The organism is Cupriavidus gilardii, from assembly GCF_008801915.1.
Classification (GTDB): domain Bacteria; phylum Pseudomonadota; class Gammaproteobacteria; order Burkholderiales; family Burkholderiaceae; genus Cupriavidus; species Cupriavidus gilardii.
Genome location: NZ_VZOV01000001.1, coordinates 391,608 through 405,275 on the forward strand (window position 1 = coordinate 391,608; position 13,668 = coordinate 405,275).

General features: G+C 69.3%; 13 protein-coding genes. 8 read left to right on the forward strand and 5 right to left on the reverse strand.

Features of this window, described 5'->3' with window-relative positions:
* The first annotated feature begins 10 nt into the window (after positions 1-10).
* Together F7Q96_RS01680 and F7Q96_RS01685 are read left to right on the forward strand one after the other, a co-directional pair.
* On the forward strand, positions 11-1,333 hold the full coding sequence (locus F7Q96_RS01680; protein WP_053824648.1) for an MFS transporter: 1,323 nt from the start codon (positions 11-13) through the stop codon (positions 1,331-1,333).
* Between the two features lie 17 nt (positions 1,334-1,350).
* Positions 1,351-2,283 carry a dihydrodipicolinate synthase family protein gene (locus F7Q96_RS01685; protein ID WP_053824051.1) on the forward strand — a complete coding sequence of 311 codons (933 nt, stop codon included), beginning with the start codon at positions 1,351-1,353 and terminating at the stop codon, positions 2,281-2,283.
* 104 nt (positions 2,284-2,387) lie between these two features.
* Here the strand turns inward: F7Q96_RS01685 and F7Q96_RS01690 are convergent, their stop codons facing one another.
* Complete coding sequence (locus tag F7Q96_RS01690; protein ID WP_053824050.1) at positions 2,388-3,689, reverse strand: UDP-N-acetylglucosamine 1-carboxyvinyltransferase; 1,302 nt, start codon at positions 3,687-3,689, stop codon at positions 2,388-2,390.
* Between the two features lie 219 nt (positions 3,690-3,908).
* Here F7Q96_RS01690 and F7Q96_RS01695 point away from each other — a divergent pair, with 219 nt between their 5' ends.
* The gene (locus F7Q96_RS01695; RefSeq protein ID WP_053824049.1) at positions 3,909-4,310 is read left to right on the forward strand and encodes a hypothetical protein; all 402 of its coding nucleotides are present in this window, start codon (positions 3,909-3,911) and stop codon (positions 4,308-4,310) included.
* A 110-nt stretch (positions 4,311-4,420) separates the two neighbouring features.
* Here F7Q96_RS01695 and F7Q96_RS01700 read toward each other — a convergent pair whose 3' ends face one another.
* A complete protein-coding gene (locus F7Q96_RS01700; RefSeq protein ID WP_211923491.1) occupies positions 4,421-5,344 on the reverse strand; it encodes a LysR family transcriptional regulator in 924 nt (307 codons plus the stop codon).
* A 123-nt stretch (positions 5,345-5,467) separates the two neighbouring features.
* Between F7Q96_RS01700 and F7Q96_RS01705 the strand changes: the two genes are divergently transcribed.
* On the forward strand, positions 5,468-6,724 hold the full coding sequence (locus F7Q96_RS01705) for an MFS transporter (RefSeq protein ID WP_082371763.1): 1,257 nt from the start codon (positions 5,468-5,470) through the stop codon (positions 6,722-6,724).
* Here the strand turns inward: F7Q96_RS01705 and F7Q96_RS01710 are convergent.
* The 3 genes from F7Q96_RS01710 to F7Q96_RS01720 form a co-directional block, all read right to left on the reverse strand.
* Positions 6,709-7,359, reverse strand: a complete 651-nt coding sequence (locus tag F7Q96_RS01710) for a 4-carboxy-4-hydroxy-2-oxoadipate aldolase/oxaloacetate decarboxylase (protein WP_053824048.1) — start codon at positions 7,357-7,359, stop codon at positions 6,709-6,711. The two genes, F7Q96_RS01705 and F7Q96_RS01710, sit on opposite strands and share 16 nt — an antisense overlap.
* Before the next feature lie 50 nt (positions 7,360-7,409).
* On the reverse strand, positions 7,410-8,441 hold the full coding sequence (locus tag F7Q96_RS01715) for a Bug family tripartite tricarboxylate transporter substrate binding protein (protein ID WP_226994947.1): 1,032 nt from the start codon (positions 8,439-8,441) through the stop codon (positions 7,410-7,412).
* 97 nt (positions 8,442-8,538) lie between these two features.
* Positions 8,539-9,234, reverse strand: coding sequence for an RraA family protein (locus tag F7Q96_RS01720; protein ID WP_151021942.1), 696 nt, complete (start codon positions 9,232-9,234; stop codon positions 8,539-8,541).
* 87 nt (positions 9,235-9,321) lie between these two features.
* On the opposite strand from F7Q96_RS01720, the gene F7Q96_RS01725 reads away from it, so the two are divergent.
* The 4 genes from F7Q96_RS01725 (at position 9,322) to ssuC (ending at position 13,641) form a co-directional block, all read left to right on the forward strand.
* Positions 9,322-10,254, forward strand: a complete 933-nt coding sequence (locus tag F7Q96_RS01725; protein WP_151021944.1) for a LysR family transcriptional regulator — start codon at positions 9,322-9,324, stop codon at positions 10,252-10,254.
* A 284-nt stretch (positions 10,255-10,538) separates the two neighbouring features.
* On the forward strand, positions 10,539-11,567 hold the full coding sequence (locus F7Q96_RS01730; RefSeq protein WP_053824045.1) for a sulfonate ABC transporter substrate-binding protein: 1,029 nt from the start codon (positions 10,539-10,541) through the stop codon (positions 11,565-11,567).
* The gene (gene ssuD, locus F7Q96_RS01735; RefSeq protein WP_053824044.1) at positions 11,564-12,775 is read left to right on the forward strand and encodes an FMNH2-dependent alkanesulfonate monooxygenase; all 1,212 of its coding nucleotides are present in this window, start codon (positions 11,564-11,566) and stop codon (positions 12,773-12,775) included. Before F7Q96_RS01730 ends, ssuD begins: the two co-directional genes overlap by 4 nt.
* A gap of 5 nt (positions 12,776-12,780) precedes the next feature.
* Positions 12,781-13,641, forward strand: a complete 861-nt coding sequence (gene ssuC / locus F7Q96_RS01740) for an aliphatic sulfonate ABC transporter permease SsuC (protein ID WP_151021946.1) — start codon at positions 12,781-12,783, stop codon at positions 13,639-13,641.
* The last annotated feature ends 27 nt before the right edge of the window (positions 13,642-13,668 follow it).

Consider the following 13,668-nt stretch of genomic DNA (forward strand, 5'->3'; position numbering starts at 1 on the left):
ACCGCAGACCATGCCGCAGCCCGTGCCGCTGCCGCACGACACCACCGACACCGCTGCCGCCGACGAATCGCGGATCATCGGCATGCTGACCCGCAAGCTGATCCCGTTCCTTGCGCTGATCTATGTCGTGGCCTACATCGACCGCTCGGTGGTCGGCTTCGCCAAGCTGCATATGAACGCGGCGGTCGGCATCAGCGATGCCGCCTACGGTCTCGGCGCGGGGCTGTTCTTCATCGGCTATTTCCTCTGCGAGGTGCCCAGCAACCTGGCGCTGGAGCGCTTCGGCGCGCGCCGCTGGTTCGCGCGCATCCTGCTGACCTGGGGCCTGATCACGATGGCGATGGCGCTGATCCACAACGCCACCACCTTCTACGTGCTGCGCTTCCTGCTGGGCGCGGCCGAGGCGGGACTCTATCCCGGCATCCTGTACTTCCTGACCAAGTGGTTCCCGATGCGGCATCGCGCCCGCATCATCGGCCTGCTGGTGCTGGCGCAGCCGATCGCGCTGATCATCACCGGCCCGATTGCCGGCTGGGTGCTGTCGACGCCGGGGCTGTTCGGGATGTCGAACTGGCAGACGCTGTTCGTCGTCAGCGGCCTGCCCGCGGTGCTGCTGTGCCTGCCGACGCTGCGGCTGGTGCCGGAGTCACCGGCGGACGCGAAATGGCTGTCGGCGCGCGACCGTGCCTGGATCGAGCGCGAGCTGGCGGCGGACCAGAAGACCTTCGCGCTGAAGTCGCACGGCAACCCGCTGAAGGCGCTGAAGGACAAGCGCGTGCTGCTGCTGTCGCTGCTGTTCCTGCCGTTTCCACTGAGCATCTACGGCCTGTCGCTGTGGCTGCCGACCATCATCAAGCAGTTCGGCGTGACCGACGGGAGTACCGGCCTGCTGTCGGCGGTGCCGTACCTGTTCGCGGTGGTCGGTCTGTATCTCGTGCCGCGCCATTCGGACCGCAAGGGCGAGCGCTACTGGCACATCGTCGTGGTATCGGGCGCGGCGGCGCTGACGATGGCGGCCAGCGCCTGGGTCCAGACGCCGGCGCTGCAATTCCTGTTCATCTGCCTGACGGCCTTCTCGATCTATTCGATCCAGGCGGTGGTGTGGGCGCTGCCGGGCCAGTTCCTGACCGGCGCCAGCGCCGCGGTCGGCATCGCCACCATCAATTCGCTGGCCAACCTCGGCGGCTACCTCGGCCCTTATGGCATCGGCCTGATCAAGGACGCCACCGGAAGCCTCGCCGCCGGCCTCTATTTCCTCGCCGCGATGCTGGTGTTCGCGGTGGTCATGACCTTCGTGGTACGCGCCGCGCTCGAGCCGCGCGCGCCCCGCTGATAAGACAAGCCCTGCCCATGCCTGACACCTACGCTTCGCCGCGCTATCGCGGCATCTTTCCGGTGGTGCCGACCACCTTCACCGAAACCGGCGAGCTGGATCTGCCGAGCCAGAAGCGCGCGATCGATTTCATGATCGACGCCGGCTCCGACGGCCTGTGCATCCTGGCCAATTTCTCCGAGCAGTTCGCGCTGTCGGACGACGAGCGCGAGGTGCTGACGCGCACCGTGCTCGAACATGTGCGGGGCAGGGTGCCGGTGATCGTCACCACCACGCACTACAGCACGGCCGTCTGCATCGAGCGCAGCCTGCGCGCGCAGCAGATGGGCGCCGCGATGGTGATGGTGATGCCGCCCTATCATGGCGCCACCTTCCGTGTGCCGGAGCCGCAGATCCACGAGTTCTATGCGCGGCTGTCCGATGCGATCCGCATCCCGATCATGATCCAGGACGCGCCGGCCAGCGGCACCGTGCTGTCGGCGCCGTTCCTCGCGCGGATGGCGCGCGAGATCGAGCAGGTCGCCTACTTCAAGATCGAGACGCCGGGGGCGGCCAACAAGTTGCGCGAACTGATCCGGCTCGGCGGCGACGCGGTGGAAGGGCCGTGGGATGGCGAGGAAGCGATCACGCTGCTGGCCGACCTGGAGGCCGGCGCGACCGGCGCGATGACCGGCGGCGGCTTTCCCGACGGCATCCGGCCGATCATCGAGGCGCACCGTCGGGGCGATGGCGATCGGGCCTTCGCGCTGTACCAGCGCTGGCTGCCGCTGATCAACCACGAGAACCGGCAGGCCGGCATCCTCGCGGCCAAGGCGCTGATGAAGGAGGGCGGCGTGATCGCCTGCGAGGCGCCGCGCCACCCGCTGCCGCCGATGCATCCGGAAACGCGCAGGGAGCTGATCGCGATCGCACGGCGGCTCGATCCGCTGGTGCTGCGCTGGGCCAAATAACGAAGCAGCGAAAGGGGCAACGTGGCGGCCTTGCGGGCCGCCACGTTGCATGGCGAAGGCCGACGGCCTGCCTGGCGTCGCCCTGGCCGTCTCCGCTGACGGCCTTACTCGCCGTCGGTCCACTCCACCTGCACGCCAAGGCTGCGCAGGTTCTCGACGAAGCGCGGGTGGGCGCGCCGGATCGGCGCCGCGTTGCGGATTTCCGAGCGGCCGTCGATGCTGGCCGCGACCATGAACAGCGCGATGGCGACGCGGATGATGTACGGGCTCTCCACCACGGCCGGCGCCAGCGTGTTGCCGCCGAAGGTGATCAGCCGGTGCGGGTCCGACGAGAATACATGCGCGCCGAACTTCGACAGCTCGCTGGTCCAGCCCAGCGCGCTGTCGTAGACCTTGTTCCAGAACATCGCATTGCCCTGCGCGCGCACGCCCAGCGCGATGAAGATCGGCAGCAGGTCGACCGGGAAGTAGGGCCACGGCGCGGCCTCGACCTTGGTCAGCACGTTGCTGGTGAACGGCGTCTGCACCTGCAGCGGGCCAGAACGCTCGGCGCGCGACCAGCCGTCCTCGTGCACGATGCGCACGCCGAACTTCTCGAAGGTGCGATCGATCAGCGGGAAATTCGCCGGCGCGCCGTTGCGCACGACCACATCGCCATTGGTGATCGCGCCCAGCGCGAGGAACGTCGTGATCTCGTGGAAGTCCTCGTCGAAGGTGAACTCGCCGCCGCCGAGCTTCTCGCCGCCATGCACGGTCACGCGCGAGGTGCCGATGCCCTCGATGCGCGCGCCCATCATCGTCATGAAGCGGCAGAACTCCTGCACATGCGGTTCGGACGCGGCGTTGGTCAGCGTCGAGGTGCCACCGGCCGCGGCCGCGCACATCACGAAGTTCTCGGTGGTGGTCACCGAGGCATAGTCCAGCCAATGGTCGATCGGCCGCAGCGGGCCGTCGCTGTGGAGCAGCAGCGAGCCCTGCGCGCGTTCGACCTCGCCGCCGAAGCGCCGGAAGATCTCGACGTGCGGATCAATCTCGCGTACGCCCAGCGTGCAGCCCTTGACGTTGTCCTCGAGGCGCGCGACGCCGAAGCGGCTCAGCAGCGGCGGCACCAGCATGATCGAGGAGCGCATTTCCTCCGGCAGGTGGTGGCGGGCGGGATCGAAGACGGTGTCGCGGTGATGCAGGTCCAGCGTGCCGCTGTCATGGTCCATGCGGACATCGGAGCCAAGCGTGCGGAAGATATCGAGGATCTTGCGCACGTCGGTGATGTCCGGGACCCGGTGCAGCCGCACGGGCTGGTCGGTCAGCAAGGTGGCGCACAGCACCGGCAGCACGGCGTTCTTGTTGGCGGAGGGTACGATGCGGCCACGCAGCGGCGTGCCGCCATGCACGATCAGATTCGACATGAGGGGAGAGCGTCCGTGCCGCGCCGGCAGGCGGCGCCGAACGGCGGTAAGCGGTGGAAACGGACGGCATTGTACTGCCCCGGCCGCCGGCGCGGGCGATCGCCGCCGCCGCTATAATGCCCGGCTGCGGGCGCGCCGCCACCATGCGGCCTTTGCATCGCCTGCGCCATCCCGCCACGCCAGAATCATCGCGCAACACCGGTCCCGATCCGCGTCGACATGAACGCCCCGTTTCCGATCCGCAAGGAATGCCCACCCGGGGCCTGTGTCTGCGGGCGCGAGCAGCTGCTCGACGATCCGCAGGCGGACATCCGCGTGCTGCGGCTGACCAAGGAGGAGGAGAAGCGGCTGATCGCGCGGCTCGAGGACGTGCAAACGCTCGAGGACCTGCGCCGCATGCAGCAGAAGATGCACGAGCTGCTCGGCATCACGGTGACGATCGAGCCGAGCATTCACGGCGTGCGGACCGTGCGCGGCTTCAGTATCGAGCTGGCAGAACAGCTGGGCTTGTGCAAGAAGACCCGGCAAACCATCCCCGCCGCGATCCGGCGCTGCCTGGAGCGCCATCCCGAGATCGCCTACGCGATTCTCGATGCGCAGGGGCTGCTGGGCGAGGGCTGACGTTCTCCCACGCCTACCTCCGTCGTCCCCGCGAAAGCGAGTCCCAGCGGCTCTTGTTGCGCCGAAGCCAACGTCACTGGGTCCCGGCGTGCGCGGGGATGACGGTGAAATCAATTCCACGGCGCTCCGTTCGCCCACGCGCGGTCGATCTCGTCGATCAGCCGGCGCACCTTCGGCGACAGATGGCGGCGGTTCGGATAGACCGCGCAGACCGGCGCGCCGGGGCCGGTGAACCGCTCGAGCACCGGCACCAGCGTGCCCGCCCGCAGATCGCCGCCGACCAGGAAGGCCGCGATCTGCACTAGCCCCGCGTCCGCCAGCGCCAGGTCGCGCATCGCCTCGGTATTGTTCATCCGCCAGCGGCCCTCGATCGCGAGCGTACAGGCGCTGCCGTCGACGGTGAAACGCCACGGCGGTGCCATGCCCGCATGCGTATAGACGATGGTCTCATGGCGCGCGATATCGTCAAGCGTCGCAGGCGTGCCGTGCCTGGCCAGATAGGCCGGCGTGGCGCAGGTCACCAGCCGGTGCGGGGCCAGCACCCGGCGGATCAGCCCGCTGTCGTGCTCGCCGCCGACGCGGATCGCCAGGTCGATGCCGTCGCGCACGAGGTCGCTGTATTCGTCCGAGAACGACACCTCGGCCCGCAGCTCGGGCCATTGCGCCAGGTACCGGTGCAGGATCGGCACGATGTGCAGGCGCCCGAGCGTGACCGGCAGATCGATGCGCAGGCGGCCGCGCGGCACCTCGTTGCGCCAGGCCAGCGCGGCGTGTGCTTCGTCGACCTCGGCCAGGATGCGCACCGCATGCTCGTAGAACAGGCGGCCCTCGTCGGTCAGGCTGACGCTGCGCGTGGTCCGCTGCAGCAGGCGGGCCGCCAGTCCCGCTTCCAGCCGGCCGATGCATTTGCCGACCGCCGAGCGCGAGATGCCCAGCCGCTGCGCCGCCAGCGTGAAGCTGTGCGCCTGCGCGACCTGCACGAAGGCGCGCACATCGCCCAGGTGATCGAGCGCGATGCCTTCCCCATTAGGCACGATTCGTCCCAGTGTTGCGAAAGTCGGCTACTTTATCACCGCATTGGCAACGATTACGCTTGCCGGACTCGCGGGCGGCCCGGCGAATTGGGGCCGGCACCGCGTCAGACGGAGCGATTGCCAATGAACGACATCCATCAAGGAAGATTCGACGATTCCCCTCTTGCCGGTCCATCCGCGGCATCCGGCGACACGCCCCCCAACCGCTGGCCCGCGGTCGCCGCGGTCGGCCTGGCCACCTTCGGTGTCGTCACCACCGAGATGCTGCCGGTCGGCCTGCTGACGCCAATCGCGCAGAGCCTGCAGGTATCGGCCGGCAGCGCTGGCCTGATGCTGTCGGCGCCCGCGCTGCTGGCCGCGCTGTTTGCCCCGCTGATCGTTCTGGGTGCCGGTTCGATCGATCGCCGGCGTCTGCTGGCCGCGCTGCTGCTGGCATTGGCCGGCGCCAACGTGCTGTGCGCGCTGGCGCCGACGCTGCCCTGGCTACTGGCCGCAAGGGTGGTGGTGGGCTTCTGCATCGGCGGCATCTGGTCCGTGGCCGGCGGGCTGGCGCCGCGGCTGGTGGCCGCGCCATCGGTCGGCTGGGCCACGGCGATCATCTTCGGCGGCGTGTCGGTGGCCTCGGTGGTTGGCGTGCCGCTGGGCGCCTGGCTGGGCGAACTGGTCGGCTGGCGCGCGGCCTTCGGCGCGATGGCGGTCTGCAGCGGCCTGATCTTCGTGCTGAACATCGCGACGTTGCCGCCGCTGCCGGCCGCCGCAAGCGGCGCTCGGCAAGGAATGCGCGCGCAGTTCCGCAACCGCGGCGTGCGGCTCGGCCTGACGGTCACCTTCTTCCTGGTGGCCGGCCACTTCATGGCCTACACCTTCGTCCGCCCCTTGCTGCAGCAGGTATCGGGCTTTGGCGCCGGCTGGATCGGCGTGCTGCTGTTCGGCTACGGCGTGGCCGGCATGATCGCCAACTTCGCCGCGGGGCCGCTGGCGGGGCGGCATCCGGGACGCGCGCTGCTGGCCGTCGCGCTGGCGCTGAGCGCGACGCTGCTGCTGTTCGCGACCTTCGGCAACACCATGACGAGCGGGGCGGCGTTGCTGCTGTGCTGGGGCCTGTCGTACGGCGCGGTGTCAGTGTCGGTGCAGAGCTGGATGCTGCGCGCAGCCGACGGCATCGACGGGATCGAGGCCGCGACCGCGCTGCTGGTGTCGGTGTTCAACCTCGGCATTGCGCTGGGTTCGTTCTTCGGCGGCATCGCGGTCGATGTGGCGGGGCTACAGACCACGCTGTTGATCGCTAGTGCGCTGACGCTGGCGGGGCTTGTCACCAGCGTGCGCATGCAGCGCGCGCCTTCGGCGGCTTCCGCCGGCCTCGCTCAATGCAGGCCGTAGCGCGCCAGCGTGTCCTGCAATTCCAGCAGCTCGACCATGGTGGCACCGCCGGCGAGCTGCTCGCGCATGCGTTGCTCCTTGCGTTCGCGCGCTTCGCTGGCTTCGATGACCTGCGCCACCTGCTCGCGCGCCACCACGACCAGGCCGTCGCGATCGCCGACCACGATATCGCCGGGGCGGATCGCGGCGCCGCCGACGATCAGCGGCACGCCGAGCCTGCCCGGCTGCTGCTTGTTGGTACCGCGGATGCAGACGCCGCGGCAGAACACCGGGAAGCCCATCTCGACGATGCTGGACGCGTCGCGCACCGCGCCGTCGATCACCAGCCCGGCAAGGCCGATCGTCTGCGCGGCGAAGGTCAGCACGTCGCCCCACGGGCCGGCGTCGGCGAAGCCCTTGGCGTCGACCACCAGTACGTCGCCGGGCCGGGCCTTGGTCAGCGCGTAGTGGATCATCAGGTTGTCGCCCGGACGGATATCGACGGTCAACGCCGGTCCGGCCAGGCGCATACCGGGATCGAGCGCGGCGATGCGCGGATCGACGGCGCCTTGCTGGCCCTGCGCCTCGTGGATGGTGGCCGTGCCGAGCCGCTTCAGGCGGTCCAGCTGGGCGATGGTGATGTCGGCGTGCGTCATGGCGAGCGGGGAAGCAGAGATCGGGACAGGGATGAAGGCAGGGTTACGGTTCAGTCGACGGTGGCGCCGGAGCGCTTGACCAGCGATTCCCAGTAGGGCATTTCCTTGGCGATGAAGGCGCGGAACTGCGCGGTGGTGCCGCGCACGTCGGCCGAGCCCATGTCCGACAGCCGGCCGGCGATATCGGGCTGGCCCAGCACCGCGTTCAGCGCGGCGTTCAGTCGTTGCACCAGCGGCGCCGGTGTGTCGGCCGGCACGAACAGCCCGTACCAGTTCTCGATCACGAAGCCGGGAAAGCCGGCTTCCTGCATCGTCGGCAGATCGGGCAGCGTGCGGGCGCGTTTCGCACCGGTGGTCGCCAGCGGGCGCAGCCGTCCGGATTTCAGTTGCGGGGCGATCGCGGTGGTGGTCTCGAAGGCGATCGGCACCTGGCCGGCAATCACGTCGCTGAGCGCCGGCCCTTGTCCGCGATAGGGGATATGGACGATATCGAGCTGGCGTTCGAGCTTGAGCATTTCGCCGGCCAGATGCTGCGGGCTGCCGCTGCCGCCCGACGCGTAGCTGTATTTGCCGGGCGCGGCCTTGGCGAGCGCAACCAGCTGCGCTACCGAGTTGACCGGCAGCGCACTGTTGACGTACAGCACCAGCGGCACCGACGCAATCTCGCCGACCGGAGCCAGCGCGCGGGTGGGATCGAGTTTGAGCTGGTACAGATTGCGGTTGATCACGATCCCGGTGTTGTTGCCCAGCAGCGCGGTGCAGCCATCGCCCTTGGCGCGCGCGACGAACTCCGTGCCGATATTGCTGCTGGCCCCGCCGCGGTTGTCGACGATCACCGGAATGCCGAGCTGCTTCGACAGCCCGGGCGACACGATGCGCGCGAGAATGTCGGTGGTGCCGCCCGGCGGATACGGCGACACGATCCGCAAGGTCGCGCACGGGTAGGGCTCGGGGGCCGCGGCGCGGGCGGCCGTGGCGATCAGGCCGAAGCCCGCGATCGCGCCGGCGGCCAGCAGCACGGTGCGGTATCGGCGCGGAAGGTGGCGTGGAAGGCGGTGCGCGGGTGTGGGTTCGATGGTCATGCTGTCTCCTGATGCATGTGGTGCGACGTGGTCCGTCGTCTGTCGATGAAGCCGAGGCCGGCAGCGGTGAATGGCTGCGGACAGGCTTTGGCAACGGCTAATGGCCGGCGCGCTGCAGCACGTGGTAGCCGAACTGCCGGCGAGCCTCGCCCAGCGCCATGCCGGCCAGCGCCGCATCGACAATGCGCTGCTCGACATCGCGCGTCCGCAGCGCGCGCTCGATCACGCGCTGCGCCTGCGATCGCGGAATGACGACCACGCCGTCGGCATCGGCCAGCATGTAGTCGCCCGGTACCACGCGCACGTCGCCGAGGCTGACGGGCTGCCCGACCGCCGAGACCTGCACGCGATCCTTTCCGGTGCGCATGAAGCGGCCGCGGGCATAGAGCGGATAGCCGGCGGCATCGGCCTGCGCGGTGTCCCGGCAGACGCCGTGGATCACGGTGCCGGCGACGCCGCGGTGTGCCGCCAGCCGGCTCATGATGCCGCCCCAGACGGTGCAGTCGAGCCGGCCGCCGTTGTCGAGCACGGCCACCGCGCCCGCCGGGATGTCGTCGAGAAAATCGCCGACGGTGCCGGGGCAGGCCACGTCCACCGGCACGAAGCTGACGGTGAAGGCCGGGCCGAACAGCGCCGGCGCGCCGGCGATCGGCTGGATGCCCAGCGCGCTGCCGGGCAGGCGGAAATAGTCCAGGGCGTCGGAAACCTCGGCGGTGGAGAGCTCGCGTACGGCCTGCAGCCAGCCCTCCTTCCGCTCGTCTCCGTGCCCATCTGCGCATTGCATAGCATCCATGTCGATGTCCTCGTAAGCTCGAAGCGCAGTTTCAAGTAAAGTGCGAGCCGGATCAAACATCGATTATTGGACTCGGATTCATAAAAAATGAACTTGAGACAGCTGAGCTATTTCTGTGCCGTGGTCGACGCCGGCAGCGCCGTCGAGGCCGCCAACCGCCTGTTCGTGGCACCGACGGCGATCAGCATGCAGATCGCGCAGCTCGAGGACCAGCTCGGCGCGCCGGTGTTCGATCGCTCGACGCGGCCCATGTCGCTGACCGCGACCGGACGCTTCCTCTATCCGCGCGCCAAGGACCTGCTGTCGCAGATGCGGCGGCTCGACGAGGAGGCGCGTGCGGTTGCCGCCGGCAATCTCGGCTGGCTCGGCATCGGCTTTACGCGCTCGGCGATCTTCTCGATCCTGCCCGCGGCGGTCCGCCGTTTTCGCAAGCGCTTTCCCGATGTCCATCTGGACCTGGTCGAGCAGCTGTCCGAGCATCAGGGCGCGCTGCTGCGGCGCGGGCGCATCGACGTGGGCATCTCGCGCTATATCGGGGAGTTCGAGCGGCCGGCCGACCTCGACTACACGATCCTGTTCGAAGAGCCCTTCGTGGCGGCGCTGCCGGCGACGTCGCCGCTGGCGCGGCGCAAGTCGTTGCGCGCGGCCGAGCTTGGCGCGATGGCGCTGATCCGGTATCCGAAGGATCCGCAGAGCGGATTCGCGGACCTGATGGTGGCGGCGCTGCGCAGCGCCGGTTGCGATCCGCGCGCCGGCCATGAGGCGATCGAGATCCATACCGCGCTCGGGCTGGTCGCCGCCGGACTGGGCTTTACGCTGGTCGGCGCCTCGGTCGGCGAGGCCAACCGGCCCGACGTCGCCTTCGTACCGATCGCCGATCTCGACACCCATGCAACGGTGGTCGCGATCACGCGCGCCGACCGCTCGCCGCCGGCGGTGCAGGCCTTCGTCGCCGCGCTGAAGGAGGGCAGGGGCGGCGCCCACAGGCGCGTACCGCGACGGAGGGGTCCTGCGGCATAGCGGGCCATGCCGCCTGCCATGACCTGACATGAGGATTCGTCCCGCCTGCGGTTCCCTCGTGCGGGCCGTCGACGGCAGGAGGTCGCCATGGGGCCTGCGCGACGTCATCGGCCTGCCATATCGGCAGGACGGCGTATCGGGCCAGGCCAAGGTCGTGATTCCAGCGGCCGGTACCGCGGTGTCGCACATGCGCTGGCCGCGTATCGAAATCCGAAACGCTTCGTTTGTCATGGCGGCCCGTCGCGCTATCGTCGGGGCTGTTCCGATCCCCGATCCATCAAGCCATGACGCTTTCGCTCCTGAATCAAGGGCTGCGCCGGCTGCGCACCCTTCGCGGCCTGGCGGCGCTCGCCATCGCGTACGCCGCCGTGGCGTCCTCGGGCGCCGCGCTGGCGCAACCGGCCACCGACACGTTGCGCATCGGCTATCAGAAGTCCGCCAGCCTGCTGGTGCTGCTCAAATCGCAGCAGTCGCTCGAGCGCAGGCTGGCACCGCTGGGCACCGCCGTCAAATGGGTGGAGTTTCCGGCCGGCCCGCAATTGCTCGAGGGCCTGAACGTCGGTGCCGTCGATGTCGGCTTCGTCGGCGAAGCGCCGCCGATCTTCGCGCAGGCGGCCGGCGCCGACTTCGTCTATATCGGCTTCGATCCCGCCGCGCCCGGGTCCGAGGCTATCGTCGTGCGCCGCGATTCGCCGCTGCGCTCGGTGGCCGATCTGAAGGGCAGCAAGGTCGCGCTGAACAAGGGGTCGAACGTCCATTACCTGCTGGTCAAGGCGCTGGAGAAGGCCGGCCTGAAGATTAGCGATATCCAGCCGGTGTATCTGGCGCCGGCGGACGCGCGAGCAGCCTTCGAGCGCGGCGCCGTCGATGCCTGGGTCATCTGGGACCCGTTCCTGGCCGCCGCGGAAAAGCAGATCGGCGCGCGCGTGCTGGCCGATGGCCGCGGCCTGGTCAACAACTACGCCTATTACCTCGCCGCCCGGCGCTTTGCCACGCAGAAGCCGCAGATCGTCGAGGCGCTGTTCGATCAGCTGTTGCGAGAGGGCCAGCGCCTGAAGGCCGATACCCGTGCCGCGGCGGCGCTGATCGCCCCGCAGCAGGGGCTCGACGTCGACGTCGTCGAACGCACGCTGAACCGCAGCGAATTCGGTGTGGCGCCGCTGACCCCGGCCGTGGCCGCGCAACAGCAGCAGATCGCCGATACCTTCCACGCGCTGAAGCTGATCCCAAAGCCGATCCGCATCGCCGACGCGCTGCCCGCAAAGCGAGACGCCGTCGCACAGCGTGCGCCGAACGCCGGAGATGCCCGATGAAAGTCCTGTGGTTCCTGCCCACGCACGGCGATTCGCGCTACCTGGGCACCGCCCGGGGCGCGCGCGCCGCGACCTTCGACTACTTCAAGCAGGTGGCGATCGCCGCCGACAGCCTCGGCTACGAGGGCGTGCTGCTGCCGACGGGCCGCTCCTGCGAGGACTCGTGGATCCTGGCCTCGAGCCTGATCGATGCCACGCGGCGGCTCAAGTTCCTGGTGGCGCTGCGTCCAGGCCTGATGCAGCCCTCGCAGACCGCGCGCATGGCCGCGACGCTGGACCGCTTGTCGGGCGGGCGGCTGCTGGTCAATCTGGTCACCGGCGGCGATCCCGAAGAGCTGGAGGGCGACGGCTTGTTCCTGTCGCATCGCGACCGCTATGCGCTGTCGCGCGAATTCCTGACGATCTGGCGCGAGATCCTGGCGCGCAGCCATGATGGCGAGGCCTTCGACTTTGCCGGCGAACATCTGCGCGTCGAGGGCGCGAAGGCGCTGTATCCGCCGATCAGCCGGCCCTATCCGCCGCTGTTCTTCGGCGGCTCGTCGCCCGAGGCGCACGATCTTGCCGCCGAGCAAGTCGATACCTATCTGACCTGGGGCGAGCCGCCCGAGGCGGTGGCGCAGAAGATCGCCGACGTGCGCGCGCGTGCCGCCGCGGTCGGCCGGCAGCTGCGCTTTGGCATCCGGTTGCACGTGATCGTGCGCGAGACCGAGGAGGAGGCCTGGCGTGCGGCGAGCGAACTGGTGTCGCATCTGGACGAGGAGATCGTCGCGGCGGCCCAGCGCAAGTTCGCCGCGATGGATTCGGTGGGGCAGCGGCGCATGGCGCAGCTGCATGGCGGCCGCTTCAACAAGCACGACGTCCGCCAGGGCCTGGAGATCGCGCCAAACCTGTGGGCCGGCGTCGGGCTGGTGCGAGGCGGCGCCGGTACCGCGCTGGTCGGCAACCCCGAGCAGGTGGCCGCTCGCATCGAGCAATACGCGCAGCTCGGGCTGGAGTATTTCATCCTGTCCGGCTACCCGCATCTGGAAGAGGCGCACCGCTTCGCCGAACTGGTGTTTCCGCTGCTGCCGCTGGCCCATCGGGAGGCCGCCGAGCGCGTGCTGACCGGACCGTTCGGCGAGATCGTCGCCAATACCTTCGTGCCTTCGAGCGCCGCGCAGGCGGCCACGAAGGGGGGCACGCAGGGCGCCAATCTGTCCGCGAGCTGAACGCCATGTCGAATTCATCGAAAAGCGGTGCCGCGCTGGCGGCCGACTTCCATGCGGGCGCGCCGGCGCGCGCGCTGCTGCCCCAGGGTTGGGCGGCATCCGCGCTGCGGCGCGGCTTGCCGTGGCTGGTGCCGGCGCTGATCCTGCTGCTGTGGGAGCTGGCCTCGCGCAGCGGCTGGCTGTCGAGCCGCGTCCTGCCCGAGCCGCTGGCGGTCGTGGCCGCGTTCCGCACGCTGGCGCTGTCCGGCGAGCTGTGGCAGCACACCGCCGTCAGCGCGTGGCGTGCGCTGGCCGGGCTGGCAATCGGCGGCGGACTCGGCCTGTTGCTCGGGCTGCTGAACGGTACCTTCCGGATTGCCGAGACGCTGCTCGACTCGAGCCTGCAGATGGTGCGCAATATCCCGGCGCTGGCGCTGATCCCGCTGGTGATCCTGTGGTTCGGCATCGACGAGGCCGCCAAGCTGTTCCTGGTGGCGGTCGGCGTGTTCTTCCCGATCTATCTGAACACCTTCCATGGCATCCGCTCGGTCGACAAGGGCCTGATCGAGATGGCGCGCAGCTACGGGTTGTCCGGCTGGGCGCTGTACTGGCAGGTGATCCTGCCGGGTGCGCTGCCCTCGATCCTGGTCGGGCTGCGCTTCTCGCTGGGCCTGATGTGGGTGCTGCTGATCGTCGCCGAGACGATTTCCGCGCAGGCCGGCATCGGCTACCTGACGATGAACGCGCGCGAGTTCCTGCAGACCGACGTGGTGCTGGTCGGCATCCTGCTCTACGCGTTGCTGGGCAAGCTGGCCGACCTGCTGGCCAAAGGACTGGAGCGCTGGTGGCTGCGCTGGCATCCCGGCTACCAGAGCCCGGGCGGCTGAGCCCGCCGACGGGCCGACCGCGCGCGA